Below are 13,396 nucleotides of genomic sequence, written 5' to 3'. Positions count from 1 at the left end.
CCCGCGGTGGCGCCGCGCCGGCCGTCGACGACCTCATTCCAGACTGGAGCCTGATATGAAGAATCGTTTCATCGTCGTTGCCGCGGCGCTCGCATGTGTCGGCGCCGCAGCATCCGTATCCGCGTTCGCGCAGGCGAGCGACGCCGCCGCGCCGACGCGCGCGCGCCAGGCGCAGCTCGGCGATCCGTACGTGCCGCCGGCCGCGCGCAAGCCGACCGCCGGCACGCAGACGACGGGCGCCGCGCTGCATGCGCAGGTGGTGCGCAAGCTCGCGCGGCAGTTCAGCGCGGCCGACTCGCAGAACACGGGTTCGATCACCGAATCGCAGGCGCGCGCGGCCGGCCTCGGTTATGTCGCGAACCACTTCCGGCAGATCGACTCGAGCGGCAACGGCCGCGTGTCGTTCGCGGACGTACAGCGCTACATGCAGGCACGCAGCACGAGCCAGCAGTAAGCGCGGCGCGCGGTGAACCAACGGGGGCGGAACCTGCGACACGGCGGGTTCCGCCCCCGTGCACATGGCGCGGCCGTTACGGCGTGCCTGCTGCGGATTCCCGTCGAATTCTCATTATCTGGGCAACGCATTCAAATATTGGAGACGAGTGCGTGCGCTCCTACAATCCGAAGCACATCGACAGCTTCGGACCCACGCATCGCGCGGCGCCCGACGCACACGGAGACACCTTCCATGAAGTTCGCCGGGCGCTTTATTCGGTGCATCGACCGCCGCCTCGACGCAATGCCGGACGCAGTTCCGGCGTCGCGCGAACGGCTTCACAGGTTCCGTTGAAGAAGCCCGCCCCATGACCAAGATGCCCGACTCCCTTGCCCTCGACGCCCGGCGCGCGACGCCGGACGATGCGTCGCTGACCGACAGCATCGGCGCGACCAGCACGCCGCTCGATCTCGCTGCCCAGCAGGCCGGTACGCAGACGCTGCTGCGCGGTCTGGCGATCCTCGAGGCGATCGCGAACGGCGCGCGCGACATGCGCGCGATCGGCGCCGCACTCGGTACGACGCGCAGCACGACGCATCGTCTCGTCAGCAGCCTCGTGCAGGCGCGCTACCTGCGCCAGGTGCAGGGCGGCTACCTGCTCGGCCCGAAGCTGATCGAGCTCGGCACGATCGCGCTCGAGCAGATGCCGCTCACCGCGGTCGCGCGCCCGCACCTCGAAGCGCTCGCGGAAGCGACGCTCGACACGATCCATCTCGGCGTACGCGACGGCGACGACGTGCTGTACATCGACAAGATTCCCGGTACGCGCGGCCTCGAGATGCGCTCGCGCGTGGGCCACCGGATGCCGCTCGCGTCGACCGGCATCGGCAAGGCGATGATGCTCGACCTCGATCCCGACCTGTGGCGCTCGCTGTTCGAGGCCGCACGGCGCGCGCTGGCCGGCGTCAACTTCAAACCCGACAACCGGCCCGAGACGAGCGCGTTCCTGCAGCGCATGGCCCATTACGCAGCAGGCGGCTATACGTTCGACCTCGAGGAGAACGAGGCGTCGATCCGCTGCGTGGCGGCGCCGATCCGTGACGCATCGGGCGCGGTCGTCGCGGCGGTGTCGGTGGCGAGCACGATTCCGTACATGCCGCACGACCGGATGGACGAACTGATTCCGCTCGTGCAGCGCGAAGCGCGAGCCATTTCCGCGGAACTGGGCTGGAGCCCGCCGCAGGGTACCCGCAGGATCAAACGATGACGACTTCGACCCGGCCCGTTCCGGACGCTACCTCCGCTACCCCGTCGCTGATCGCGCTCGACTGGGGCACGACCTCGCTGCGCGCGTATCTGTACGACGCGCACGGCGCGCTCATCGACACGCGCAGCCGCCCAGCGGGCGTCATGCACGTGCCGGGCGGCGGCGCGCGCGCGTTCGACGCGGTGTTCGAGGAAGCCTGCGGCGACTGGCTCGACCGCTCGCCCGGCCTGCCGGTGCTCGCCGCCGGGATGGTCGGCAGTGCGCAGGGCTGGCGCGAGGCGCCGTATGTCGCGGTGCCGGCCGGCGCCGACGCGCTCGTCGCGGGCCTCATCACGGTGACGACCTTGCGCGGTACGACGGTCTCGATCGTGCCGGGCGTGATCGCCACGGGAGAACTGCCCGACGTGATGCGCGGCGAAGAAACGCAGATAGTCGGCGCACTCGCGAGCGATCCCACGCTTGGCGCAGATCGTTCAGGGGTACTGATCGGCTTGCCGGGCACGCATGCGAAATGGGCGTGGGTGACGGACGGGCTGATCGAGCGGTTCCAGACCTTCATGACCGGCGAGCTGTTCGCGGTGCTGCGCGACCACACGATCCTCGGCCGCACGATGCGCGCCGGTGCGTCGCCCGATCGCGCGGCGTTCGTGCGCGGCGTATCGGTCGCGCGCGGCGCGCGGCACACGGGGCTGCTCGCGACGATTTTCAGCACGCGCACGCTCGGCCTGACCGACCGGCTCGCGCCCGATGCGCAGGGCGACTACCTGTCCGGCCTGCTGATCGGCCATGAGCTCAACGCGCTCGACGCGATGCTCGCGGAGCGCGGCATCGCGCTCGCACACCAGCCGCTGCTGCTGATCGGCGACGACGGCCTGTGCGCGCGCTACGCCGATGCGCTCCAGGAATTCGGCCACCCGCACGCGCGAGTCGTCGCGCATGCGACCGAGCGCGGCCTGTGGCGGATCGCGTCACGCGCCGGGCTCGTGCGCGCGGACGGCGAGCCCGTCTGCGCCGACCAATGAATCGATTGCAGAGGAACCCCTGATGCCGTCCGACCTTACGTTACCCGCGCCGTACACGCCTCACGCCGCACTGATGCGCGCGTTCGATGCGTGTCCGCTGATTGCGATCCTGCGCGGGATCACGCCCGCCGAAGCGGCCGACCACGGCCGTGCACTGTACGAAGCCGGCTTCCGGATCGTCGAGGTGCCGCTCAATTCGCCGGACCCGTTCGGCAGCATCGCGGCGCTGCGGCGCGCGCTGCCCGACGACGCGATCGTCGGCGCGGGCACGGTGCTGCGCGCGGAGTACGTCGATCGCGTGCAGGATGCGGGCGGTTCACTGATCGTGATGCCGCACAGCGATGCGGCCGTGATCCGCCGCGCACGCGAGCGCGGCCTCGCGAGCGCGCCGGGTGTCGCGACGCCGACCGAAGCGTTCGCGGCGCTTTCGGACGGTGCGGACGTGCTGAAGATGTTCCCGGCCGAGCAGTTGGGCGTGATCGTCGTGAAGGCGTGGCGCGCGGTGATCGACCGCGCGGTGCCGCTGATCCCGGTCGGCGGGATCGCACCCGACAACATGCAGCCGTTCCTCGCGGCCGGCGCGAACGGCTTCGGGCTCGGTTCGGCGCTGTACCGGCCCGGCCAGCCGGCCGACGAGACAGCCGCGAACGCGCGTGCGTTCCAGGCCGGCCTGCGCGCGGCGCGCGGCGGAGCCGCATGATGGGCCGCCTCGCGGACAAGGTCGCGATGGTGACGGGCGCGGGCCGAGGCATCGGCGCCGCGATCGCCCGCGCGTTCGTTCGCGAGGGCGCGGCCGTCGCGCTCGTCGATCTCGACCTCCCGCAGGCGCAGCGCACGGCCGCCGGGATTGCACACGACATCGCCGGCGCGCGCGTCCTGGCGCTGCAGGCGGATGTCGCGCGCCAGGATGCGGTGCGCGATGCCGTGGCGCGCACCGAGGCGGCGTTCGGCCCGCTCGACGTGCTCGTGAACAACGCGGGCATCAACGTGTTCGCCGATCCGCTGACGATGACCGACGACGACTGGCGCCGCTGCTTCGCGGTCGATCTCGACGGCGTGTGGCACGGCTGCCGGGCGGCGCTGGAAGGGATGGTCGAACGCGGTCGCGGCAGCATCGTGAACATCGCGTCGACGCATGCATTCAGGATCATCCCGGGCTGCTTTCCGTACCCGGTCGCGAAGCACGGCGTGCTCGGTCTCACGCGTGCGCTCGGCATCGAATACGCGGCGCGCAACGTGCGCGTGAACGCGATCGCGCCGGGCTACATCGAGACGCAGCTCACGCGCGACTGGTGGGACGCGCAGCCCGATCCGGCCGCCGCGCGCGCCGACACGCTCGCGCTGCAGCCGATGAAGCGGATCGGCCGGCCCGAGGAGGTCGCGATGACGGCCGTGTTCCTGGCGTCCGACGAGGCGCCGTTCATCAATGCCGCATGCATCACCGTCGACGGCGGGCGTGCGGCGCTGTACCACGACTGACACGATTGACGTAGCGATTCGAAAGACCGCACGTGCGACGGCCGCGCGCACGCTGCGTCGAAACCAACAAGCGGCTGCATCCCGTTCGATGAAGAAAGGAGACACTGGAGATGAAACGCAGAACGTTAGTAACGCTGGCCGCTGCAGCTGCGGTGGTGATCGGGAGCCCGGTTGCGCACGCGGCCGATCCGGTCAAGATCGGCTTCCTGGTGAAGCAGCCGGAAGAGCCGTGGTTCCAGGACGAGTGGAAGTTCGCCGAGATGGCGGCGAAGGCGAAAGGCTTCACGCTCGTGAAGATCGGTGCGCCGTCCGGCGAAAAGGTGATGAGCGCGATCGACAACCTGTCGGCGCAGAAGGCGCAGGGCTTCATCATCTGCACGCCCGACGTGAAGCTCGGGCCGGGCATCGTCGCGAAGGCGAAGTCGCACAACCTGAAGATGATGACGGTCGACGACCGCCTCGTCGACGGCGCGGGCAAGCCGATCGAGTCGGTGCCGCACATGGGGATCTCCGCGTACAACATCGGCAAGCAGGTCGGTGACGGCATCGCGGCCGAGATCAAGAAGCGCGGCTGGGACATGAAGGATGTCGGTGCGATCGACATCACCTACGAGCAGCTGCCGACCGCGCACGACCGCACGAGCGGCGCGACCGACGCGCTGGTGGCCGCCGGCTTCCCGAAGGCGAACGTGATCGCCGCGCCGCAGGCGAAGACCGACACGGAGAACGCGTTCAACGCGGCGAACATCGCGCTCACGAAGAACCCGCAGTTCAAGCACTGGGTGGCGTACGGCCTGAACGACGAGGCCGTGCTCGGCGCGGTGCGCGCGGCCGAAGGGCGCGGCTTCAAGGCCGACAACATGATCGGCATCGGCATCGGCGGCTCCGATTCGGCGCTGAACGAGTTCAAGAAGCCGCAGCCGACGGGCTTCTACGGCACCGTGATCATCAGCCCGAAGCGCCACGGCGAGGAAACCTCGGACCTGATGTACGCGTGGATCACGCAGGGCAAGGCACCGCCGGCGCTGACGCTGACGACGGGCATGCTCGCGACGCGCGACAACGTGGCGAAGGTGCGCGACGAGATGGGGCTCGCGTCGAAGTAAGCGGCCCGCCGGCTGCCGCGGCGATGCGGCGGCCGGCGGTCGATCGATTCCGGAAGTGGAGAGGCGACGTGTCAGCGGCACTGCGTTTTGACAATATCGGCAAGGTATTTCCCGGCGTGCGCGCACTCGACGGCATCTCGTTCGACGTGCATGCGGGCGAGGTGCATGGCCTGATGGGCGAGAACGGCGCGGGCAAGTCGACGCTGCTGAAGATTCTCGGCGGCGAATACCAGCCCGATGCGGGCAGCGTGCTGGTCGACGGCCAGCCCGTGCAGTTCGCGAATGCGGCCGCGTCGATCGCGGCCGGCATCGCGGTGATTCACCAGGAGCTGCAGTACGTGCCCGACCTGACGGTCGCGGAAAACCTGCTGCTCGGCCGCCTGCCGAATGCGTTCGGCTGGGTGAGGAAGCGCGAGGCGAAGCGCTACGTGCGCGAGCGGCTCGCGGCGATGGGTGTCGATCTCGATCCCGATGCGAAGCTCGGGCGGCTGTCGATCGCGCAGCGGCAGATGGTCGAGATCTGCAAGGCGCTGATGCGCAATGCGCGCGTGATCGCGCTCGACGAACCGACCAGTTCGCTGTCGCATCGCGAGACCGAGGTGCTGTTCAAGCTCGTCGACGACCTGCGCGCGCAGGGCCGCGCGCTGATCTACATCTCGCACCGGATGGACGAGATCTACCGGCTCTGCAATGCGTGCACGATCTTCCGCGACGGGCGCAAGATCGCGTCGCACGAATCGCTCGCCGACGTGCCGCGCGAACGGCTCGTTGCCGAGATGGTCGGGCGCGAGATTTCGGACATCTACCATTACGCGCCGCGCGCGCTCGGCGACGTGCGGTTCTCCGCCGAAGGCGTCGACGGCCATGCGCTGCGCGAACCCGCGAGCTTCTCGGTGCGCGCGGGCGAGATCGTCGGCTTCTTCGGGCTGGTTGGCGCGGGCCGCAGCGAGCTGATGCGGCTCGTGTACGGCGCGGATCACCGGCGCGCGGGCGTGCTGACGCTCGACGGCGCGCGCATCGACGTGAAGCGCACCGGCGACGCGATCCGCCACGGCATCGTGCTGTGCCCCGAGGACCGCAAGGAAGAAGGGATCATCGCGATCGCGTCGGTGGCGGAGAACATCAACATCAGCTGCCGCCGCCATTCGCTGCGCGCGGGGCTGTTCATCAACCGCAAGGCCGAAAGCGAGACCGCCGACCGCTTCATCCAGCGGCTCAAGATCAAGACGCCGAACCGGCGCCAGAAGATCCGCTTCCTGTCGGGCGGCAACCAGCAGAAGGCGATCCTGTCGCGCTGGCTCGCGGAGCCCGACCTGAAGGTCGTGATTCTCGACGAACCGACGCGCGGGATCGACGTCGGCGCGAAGCACGAGATCTACGACGTGATCTACCGGCTCGCGGAGCGCGGCTGCGCGATCGTGATGGTGTCGTCGGAGCTGCCGGAAGTGCTCGGCGTGTCCGATCGCATCGTCGTGATGCGCGAAGGCCGGATCGCGGGCGAGCTGCCGCGCGAACGGGCGAACGAGCACGCGGTGCTGAGCCTCGCGCTGCCGCAGACGAGCGCGGTCGAGGCGGCCTGACGTAGGCCCCGACATTCGAATCGAACACGCGCGGCACGGGCCGCGCGATGCAGGAGCAGGAGACACAATCATGCAAGTCAACGAAAACGCCGGCAGCGCCGCCGTGAAGCCCACGGCCGACGCGCTGGTGCCGCAGCAGAGCGACCGCCAGAAGTGGTGGCAGCACCTGACCGAATACAGCCTGATCGCGATTTTCGCGGTGATGTTCATCACGATGTCGCTGACGGTCGATCACTTCTTCTCGATCGACAACATGCTCGGCCTCGCGCTGTCGATCTCGCAGATCGGCATGGTCGCGTGCACGATGATGTTCTGTCTGGCCTCGCGCGACTTCGACCTGTCGATCGGTTCGACCGTCGCGTTCTCCGGCGTGCTGTGCGCGATGGTGCTGAACGCGACCGACAACACGGTCGTCGCGATCGTCGCCGCGGTCGCGGCCGGCGCCGCGATCGGCTTCGTGAATGGCGCGGTGATCGCGTACCTGCGCATCAACGCGCTGATCACGACGCTCGCGACGATGGAGATCGTGCGCGGGCTCGGCTTCATCGTGTCGAAGGGGCAGGCGGTCGGCGTGTCGTCGGATACGTTCATCGCGCTCGGCGGGCTCACGCTGTTCGGCGTGTCGCTGCCGATCTGGGTCACGCTGCTGTGCTTCATCGCGTTCGGCGTGCTGTTGAACCAGACGGTATACGGCCGCAACACGCTCGCGATCGGCGGCAACCCCGAGGCGTCGCGTCTTGCCGGGATCAACGTCGAACGCACGCGCGTGTACATCTTCTTGATCCAGGGCGCGGTAACGGCGCTCGCGGGCGTGATCCTCGCGTCGCGCATCACGTCGGGCCAGCCGAACGCCGCGCAGGGCTTCGAGCTGAACGTGATCTCCGCGTGCGTGCTCGGCGGCGTGTCGCTGATGGGCGGCCGCGCGACGATCTCCGGCGTCGTGATCGGCGTGCTGATCATGGGCACGGTCGAGAACGTGATGAACCTGCTGAACATCGACGCGTTCTACCAGTACCTCGTGCGCGGCGCGATCCTGCTCGCGGCCGTGCTGCTCGACCAGCTGAAGAACCGCGGCGTTCGCGACTGACCCGGCCTGCCCTGACGGAGACGAACCGCATGACCATCGACACTTCCGCGCACGACGCGCACACCACGAGCCACGCGCGCTATGCACGGTACCCGAGCCTGGAGGATCGCGCGGTGCTGATCACGGGCGGCGCGACCGGCATCGGCGCGGCGTTCGTCGAACACTTCGCGTTGCAGGGCGCACGCGTCGCGTTCGTCGACCTCGACGCGGCGGCCGGCGCTGCGCTGGCGGACAGCCTCGCGCACGTACGCCATGCGCCGCTGTTCATCCAGTGCGACCTGACCGACGTCGGCGCGCTGCGCCATGCGATCGACGCGATCCGCGCGCGCATCGGCGCGATCGCGGTGCTCGTGAACAACGCGGCGAACGACGCGCGCCACGCGATCGGCGACGTGACGCCCGAATCGTTCGACGCGGGCATCGCGGTGAACCTGCGTCACCAGTTCTTCGCCGCGCAGGCGGTGATCGACGACATGAAGCAGCAGGGCGGCGGCGCGATCATCAATCTCGGCTCGATCAGCTGGATGCTGAAGAACGGCGGTTATCCCGTCTACGTGATGGCGAAGGCGGCCGTGCAGGGGCTGACGCGCGGTCTCGCGCGTGACCTCGGCCCGTTCGGCATCCGCGTGAATTCGCTGGTGCCGGGCTGGGTGATGACCGACAAGCAGCGCCGGCTGTGGCTCGACGACGCGGGCCGCGCGGCGATCAAGGCCGGCCAGTGCATCGACGCCGAACTGCTGCCCGCCGATCTCGCGCGGATGGCGCTGTTCCTCGCGGCCGACGACAGCCGGATGATCACCGCGCAGGACGTGATCGTCGACGGCGGCTGGGCCTGACCGTTCGCACGACCCGCATCGTTTCTTCGACGAAGGAAAGGAGTTCATCATGACCGCCACGTCCTCGCGCGCATCGTCGTCCACCAGCCAGTCGCGCCGCGCGCGCCTGGCCGCCGCCGCGCAGCCGGTCAGCCCCGGCCCGCAGACGGCCGTGTTCGCGCAGGGCGTCGGCGCCGCGCATGCGGCGGCCGTCACGCTGTCGAACGCGGCGCTGCGGCTCGACGTGCTGCCGCATCTCGGCGGCGGCATCGCGCGCTTCGACTGGCGCGGCGACAATGGCGCGTTGGTGCCGGTGTTCCGCCGCTGCGAACACCCGGAGACGGCGACGGACCCGAACCAGCTCGCGTGCTACCCGCTGCTGCCTTACTCGAACCGCATCGGCGGTGCGCGTTTCGAATGCGACGGGCGCAGCGTCGCGGTGCCGCGCAACCGCCGCGACGAGCCGCTGCCGATCCATGGCGACGGCTGGCTCGCGCCATGGCAGGTGGACGATGCGACCGCCACGTCGCTGCAGCTGTCGCTCGATCGCACCGCCGGTGCGCCGTATGCGTTCCGCGCGATCCAGTCGTTCGAGCTCGACGATACGACGCTGTCGATCGCGCTGACGATCGAGAATGCGGGGCGCGCGCGATTGCCGTTCGGGCTCGGCGTGCATCCGTTCCTGGTGCGCGACGACGTGACCGAACTGGCCGCGGCCGCCGGCGGGCTGTGGCTGTCGGGCGCCGATTTCCTGCCGGTGCGGCACGTCAGCGTGCCGCCGGCCTGGCAGTTCGGCGTCGCGTATCCGCTGCCGGCCACGCTCGTCAATCATGCGTTCACAGGCTGGGGCGGCCACGCGACGGTGAGCTGGCCGCGCCGCGGACTGTCGCTGACGGTGGCGGCCGACGCCGATGCGTACGTGCTCTATACCCCGCCCGGCGAGGATTTCTTCTGCTTCGAGCCGGTCGATCATCCGATCAACGCGGTGAACCTGCCGGGCGGCGCGGCCGCGCACGGGATGACGCTGCTCGCGCCCGGCGAGCGGCTCACGCGGCGGTTCGCGTTCACCGTGGAACGCGCCGATGCGCGCGGCAATGGCGCGATACGCGAGGCGCGCCGGCGACGCGGGTAAAATACGCGGTCTACCAACGGTTTGCCGCGAGTACCCGCCATGTCTTCCCCGCTTAGTTTCATCGAATCGCTGCGCGCCGCGTGGCAGCGCACGAATTCGCTGCTGTGCGTCGGCCTCGATCCCGAGCCGTCGCGCTTTCCCGTGCAGTTCGACGGCCAGCCCGACGCGATCTTCGAATTCTGCCGGCAGATCGTCGACGCGACCGCGCAATACGCGAGCGCGTTCAAGCCGCAGATCGCCTACTTCGCCGCGCATCGCGCGGAAGACCAGCTCGAGCGCCTGATCGCGCACATCCACCTCCAGCATCCGGGCCTGCCCGTGATCCTCGACGCGAAGCGCGGCGACATCGGCAGCACGGCCGAGCAGTACGCGCGCGAAGCGTTCGAGCGCTATCGCGCGGACGCCGTCACGGTGAACCCGTACATGGGTTACGACTCGGTCGAGCCGTACTTCGAGCACGAAGGCAAGGGCGTGATCGTGCTGTGCCGCACGTCGAACCCGGGCGGCTCCGACCTGCAGTTCCTCGACACGAACGGCCGGCCGCTGTACCAGGTCGTGGCCGATCTCGCGGCGAACAAGTGGAACGCGAAGAACGGCCAGCTCGGCCTCGTGGTCGGCGCGACGTTCCCGAAGGAAATCGAGATCGTGCGCGGGATCGTCGGCGACATGCCGCTGCTGATCCCCGGCATCGGCGCGCAGGGCGGCGACGTGCAGGCGACCGTCAACGCAGGCCGCACGGCCGACGGCACCGGCATGATGATCAACTCGTCGCGCGCGATCCTGTACGCGAGCAAGGGCGAGGATTTCGCCGAAGCCGCGGCGCTCGCCGCGCAGAAGACCCGCGACACGATCAACGCGCATCGCTGATCGAGGCTCGCGCCGGCTGCCCGCGCGGGCAGCCGGTTCCGGCAGGCCCGCGTTCGCGGGCCCGTGCCGCTTCCACCGCGTTCTCCGCTTTAACGCCTCCGTTTCCCGCCTCCGTTTCCCGCCTTCCCGGCCGCCGCACTGACGCGCACGGGCAACTTCCCGTCGTTTCCGCACTGCATGCCCGCGCGCCAATCGCGCGATGCTCCCGCTTGTCATCGGTCTGTAACGAAACTGTCAAGAAAGGGAGTGATGCCATGCCCAAGCTGTCCCGACGTCTTCTGAGCGCGCTTGCCGCGTCGTTGTGCATGAGCTTCGCCCACGCGGCGGACCTGTCGCACTGGCCGGCCGACAGCGCGAAGGCGTTGAACGCGATGATCGCCGCGCACGCGCATCGCGGCGACTATGCGGTGTTCGACGCCGACAACACGACCTACCGCTACGACCTCGAGGAGTCGCTGCTGCCGTACCTCGAGAACCGCGGCGTGCTGACGCGCGACACGCTCGACCCGTCGCTGAAGCTGATCCCGTTCAAGGATTCCGCCGACTACAAGGAATCGCTGACGAGCTATTACTACCGGCTCTGCGAGATCGACGACCTGGTCTGCTACCCGTGGATCGCGCAGGCGTTCGCCGGGCAGTCGCTGGCCGACCTGAAGCGCCACGTCGACGCGATGCTCGCCGACGGCAAGCCGATCCCGATCCGCTACTGGCAGGGCGACAAGGTCGCCGACGGCACGGTGAACCCGCCGCGTTTTTTCCGCGGGATGCAGGAGCTGTACAACGCGCTGCGCGAGAACGGGATCGAGGTCTACGTGATGACGGCCGCGCACGAGGAGCTCGCGCGGCTCGTGCTGTCCGACCCGAAGTACGGCTACAACGTGAAGCCGCAGAACGTGATCGGCGTGACGACGCTGCTGCGCAACCCGGCGACCGGCGCGCTGACGACGTCCCGGTTGCAGATCAAGGCCGGCAAGTACGACGAGGCCGCGAACCGCAACCTGGTGATCACGCCGTTCCTGATGAACCCGATGACGTGGTACGAAGGCAAGCTCGGCTCGATCGTCGGCTGGATCGACCAGTGGAAGAAGCCGGTGCTCGTCGCCGGCGACACGCCGACGTCCGACGGCTACATGCTGCTGAACGCGACCGACGTCGCGCGCGGCGGCGTGCGCGTGTGGGTGAACAAGAAGGACAAGCAGATGGCGCAGATCCGCGCATGGTCGGATGAATCGGCCGCGCGGCAGAAGTCGCTCGGCCTGCCGGTCACGGCGGACAAGAACTGGATCGTCGTGAAGCCCGACGCGATCCAGTAAGCGGGCCGGCAGGGGCGCGGCGGGTGCCCCGGCCGGTCAGCCCTCGCGCTCGTCGAGCAGCTTCAGCAGCCCGCGCAGGGCATGCGCGGCCGCCTGCGTGCGGATCTGATCGCGGTCGCCCTTGAACACGAGCGTCTCGACGTCGGTATGCAGCCGGTTGCTCCAGCCGAACGACACGGTGCCGACCGGTTTCTTCTCGCTGCCGCCGGCCGGGCCCGCGATGCCGGTGACGGACAGCGCGACCTGCGCGCGGCTGTTGCGCAGCGCGCCTTCGGCCATCGCGCGCGCGACGGGCTCGCTGACGGCGCCGTGCTTGTCGATCAGGTCGGGCGGCACGCCGATCATGTCGATCTTGGCCTGGTTCGAGTACGTGACGAAGCCGCGCTCGAACCACTGGCTGCTGCCGGAGATGTCGGTGATCGCGGTTGCGATCATGCCGCCGGTGCAGGATTCGGCGGTGGCGAGCGTCAGGTGCTCGTCACGCAGCTTGTTGCCTGCGCGGATCGCAAGCTGGTGGACGACGGAATCGGTTGGCATGCGCGTCGGGAAACGGGAGTCGGGAAATCGGTCAGCCGACGACGGAGCGCCACAGGGCGATCACGAGCAGCGTCATGAACGCTGCGACCAGGTCGTCGACCATGATGCCGAGGCCGCCTTTCAGGCGGCGCTCGAAATAGCGGATCGGCGGCGGCTTGAGCATGTCGAAGATGCGGAACGCGACGAACGCCCATAACTGGCCGATGAAGGTCGCGGGCGTGACGAACAGCATCACGAGCCAGATCGCGACGATTTCGTCCCAGACGACGGCGCCCGGATCGGACCTGCCCATCTTTCTCGCGGTGAAGCCGGTGAGCCACGTGCCCGCCACGAAGCCGACCGCGATCAGCGCCCACCATTCGGGCACCGTCAGGTAGCGGTTGAGCACGACGAACGTGAGCCAGCCGAACAGCGAGCCGAACGTGCCGGGCATGAGCGGCGCGAGCCCGCTGCCGAAGCCGAGCGACACGAGGTGCGCGGGGTGCGACAGCATGAAGCGCGCGGTCGCGCGCTGCGGCGCGTGTCCGCCCGGTGCGGCGCCGGGCTCGGCCGCGGCGTGCGCGGGCGTCGGGTCAGTCTGCATGGAAGTGGTCGAAGCCGTGCAACGTGAGGGCGAGGGGCGCGCCGGCGGCGTCGCGCCACGCGATCGCGGGCTGTTCCGACGGCGCGGACAACGCGCGTATTGTACCGATTCGCGTGACCGGCACGCCGGCCGTCAGGCCGGCCGCTTCGACCGCCGCGCGGGCCGCCGCCGG

The 13,396-nt window shown here is 69.2% G+C and carries 14 protein-coding genes and 1 pseudogene; 12 read left to right on the top strand and 3 right to left on the bottom strand.

Annotated features, from left to right (window positions below; all coding sequences use genetic code 11):
• The first annotated feature begins 55 nt into the window (after nucleotides 1–55).
• From L810_RS29345 to L810_RS29290, 12 genes are all read left to right on the top strand, one after another.
• Entirely contained in the window at nucleotides 56–454 is a 399-nt protein-coding gene (locus tag L810_RS29345) for an EF-hand domain-containing protein (protein WP_021161880.1), read from the top strand.
• A 349-nt stretch (nucleotides 455–803) separates the two neighbouring features.
• Nucleotides 804–1,703 carry an IclR family transcriptional regulator gene (locus L810_RS29340; protein WP_021161879.1) on the top strand — a complete coding sequence of 300 codons (900 nt, stop codon included), beginning with the start codon at nucleotides 804–806 and terminating at the stop codon, nucleotides 1,701–1,703.
• The gene (locus tag L810_RS29335) at nucleotides 1,700–2,725 is read left to right on the top strand and encodes a 2-dehydro-3-deoxygalactonokinase (protein WP_021161878.1); all 1,026 of its coding nucleotides are present in this window, start codon (nucleotides 1,700–1,702) and stop codon (nucleotides 2,723–2,725) included. The genes L810_RS29340 and L810_RS29335 overlap by 4 nt, the downstream gene beginning before the upstream one ends.
• Before the next feature lie 22 nt (nucleotides 2,726–2,747).
• Nucleotides 2,748–3,425, top strand: coding sequence for a 2-dehydro-3-deoxy-6-phosphogalactonate aldolase (locus L810_RS29330; protein ID WP_021161877.1), 678 nt, complete (start codon nucleotides 2,748–2,750; stop codon nucleotides 3,423–3,425).
• Nucleotides 3,425–4,204, top strand: a complete 780-nt coding sequence (locus tag L810_RS29325) for an SDR family oxidoreductase (protein WP_042976654.1) — start codon at nucleotides 3,425–3,427, stop codon at nucleotides 4,202–4,204. The genes L810_RS29330 and L810_RS29325 overlap by 1 nt, the downstream gene beginning before the upstream one ends.
• Nucleotides 4,205–4,314: 110 nt before the next feature.
• A complete protein-coding gene (locus tag L810_RS29320) occupies nucleotides 4,315–5,310 on the top strand; it encodes an arabinose ABC transporter substrate-binding protein (protein ID WP_021161875.1) in 996 nt (331 codons plus the stop codon).
• 68 nt (nucleotides 5,311–5,378) lie between these two features.
• On the top strand, nucleotides 5,379–6,890 hold the full coding sequence (gene araG / locus L810_RS29315; protein WP_021161874.1) for an L-arabinose ABC transporter ATP-binding protein AraG: 1,512 nt from the start codon (nucleotides 5,379–5,381) through the stop codon (nucleotides 6,888–6,890).
• Between the two features lie 70 nt (nucleotides 6,891–6,960).
• Nucleotides 6,961–7,977, top strand: a complete 1,017-nt coding sequence (gene araH / locus L810_RS29310; RefSeq protein WP_021161873.1) for an L-arabinose ABC transporter permease AraH — start codon at nucleotides 6,961–6,963, stop codon at nucleotides 7,975–7,977.
• 29 nt (nucleotides 7,978–8,006) lie between these two features.
• Nucleotides 8,007–8,813 carry an SDR family NAD(P)-dependent oxidoreductase gene (locus L810_RS29305; RefSeq protein WP_021161872.1) on the top strand — a complete coding sequence of 269 codons (807 nt, stop codon included), beginning with the start codon at nucleotides 8,007–8,009 and terminating at the stop codon, nucleotides 8,811–8,813.
• 49 nt (nucleotides 8,814–8,862) lie between these two features.
• A complete protein-coding gene (locus L810_RS29300; RefSeq protein ID WP_021161871.1) occupies nucleotides 8,863–9,924 on the top strand; it encodes an aldose 1-epimerase in 1,062 nt (353 codons plus the stop codon).
• Between the two features lie 39 nt (nucleotides 9,925–9,963).
• Entirely contained in the window at nucleotides 9,964–10,791 is an 828-nt protein-coding gene (gene pyrF / locus L810_RS29295) for an orotidine-5'-phosphate decarboxylase (protein WP_021161870.1), read from the top strand.
• 254 nt (nucleotides 10,792–11,045) lie between these two features.
• Nucleotides 11,046–12,104, top strand: coding sequence for a hypothetical protein (locus L810_RS29290; protein ID WP_021161869.1), 1,059 nt, complete (start codon nucleotides 11,046–11,048; stop codon nucleotides 12,102–12,104).
• Between the two features lie 36 nt (nucleotides 12,105–12,140).
• Here the strand turns inward: L810_RS29290 and L810_RS29285 are convergent, their stop codons facing one another.
• The 3 genes and pseudogenes from L810_RS29285 to L810_RS29275 all read right to left on the bottom strand — a co-directional run.
• Nucleotides 12,141–12,641, bottom strand: coding sequence for a CinA family protein (locus L810_RS29285; protein ID WP_021161868.1), 501 nt, complete (start codon nucleotides 12,639–12,641; stop codon nucleotides 12,141–12,143).
• A gap of 31 nt (nucleotides 12,642–12,672) precedes the next feature.
• Nucleotides 12,673–13,224 carry a phosphatidylglycerophosphatase A family protein gene (locus L810_RS29280; protein WP_021161867.1) on the bottom strand — a complete coding sequence of 184 codons (552 nt, stop codon included), beginning with the start codon at nucleotides 13,222–13,224 and terminating at the stop codon, nucleotides 12,673–12,675.
• Nucleotides 13,214–13,396, bottom strand: a pseudogene (locus L810_RS29275) (thiamine-phosphate kinase); the annotation flags it as partial. The gene L810_RS29280 and the pseudogene L810_RS29275, both read right to left, overlap by 11 nt.

This window comes from Burkholderia sp. AU4i (genome assembly GCF_000466765.1).
GTDB classification, from domain to species: Bacteria; Pseudomonadota; Gammaproteobacteria; order Burkholderiales; family Burkholderiaceae; genus Burkholderia; species Burkholderia cepacia.
Note: the sequence above shows the minus strand (reverse complement) of the source record. Positions and strands in the feature narration are given on the sequence as shown.

Bases quoted from the DNA above. Each gene is read 5' to 3' on its own strand.
- L810_RS29345 (WP_021161880.1), top strand. From the start codon at position 56: ATGAAGAATCGTTTCATCGTCGTTGCCGCGGCGCTCGCATGTGTCGGC.
- L810_RS29340 (WP_021161879.1), top strand. From the start codon at position 804: ATGACCAAGATGCCCGACTCCCTTGCCCTCGACGCCCGGCGCGCGACG.
- L810_RS29335 (WP_021161878.1), top strand. From the start codon at position 1,700: ATGACGACTTCGACCCGGCCCGTTCCGGACGCTACCTCCGCTACCCCG.
- L810_RS29330 (WP_021161877.1), top strand. From the start codon at position 2,748: ATGCCGTCCGACCTTACGTTACCCGCGCCGTACACGCCTCACGCCGCA.
- L810_RS29325 (WP_042976654.1), top strand. From the start codon at position 3,425: ATGGGCCGCCTCGCGGACAAGGTCGCGATGGTGACGGGCGCGGGCCGA.
- L810_RS29320 (WP_021161875.1), top strand. From the start codon at position 4,315: ATGAAACGCAGAACGTTAGTAACGCTGGCCGCTGCAGCTGCGGTGGTG.
- araH (WP_021161873.1), top strand. From the start codon at position 6,961: ATGCAAGTCAACGAAAACGCCGGCAGCGCCGCCGTGAAGCCCACGGCC.
- L810_RS29305 (WP_021161872.1), top strand. From the start codon at position 8,007: ATGACCATCGACACTTCCGCGCACGACGCGCACACCACGAGCCACGCG.
- L810_RS29300 (WP_021161871.1), top strand. From the start codon at position 8,863: ATGACCGCCACGTCCTCGCGCGCATCGTCGTCCACCAGCCAGTCGCGC.
- pyrF (WP_021161870.1), top strand. From the start codon at position 9,964: ATGTCTTCCCCGCTTAGTTTCATCGAATCGCTGCGCGCCGCGTGGCAG.
- L810_RS29290 (WP_021161869.1), top strand. From the start codon at position 11,046: ATGCCCAAGCTGTCCCGACGTCTTCTGAGCGCGCTTGCCGCGTCGTTG.
- L810_RS29285 (WP_021161868.1), bottom strand. From the start codon at position 12,641: ATGCCAACCGATTCCGTCGTCCACCAGCTTGCGATCCGCGCAGGCAAC.
- L810_RS29280 (WP_021161867.1), bottom strand. From the start codon at position 13,224: ATGCAGACTGACCCGACGCCCGCGCACGCCGCGGCCGAGCCCGGCGCC.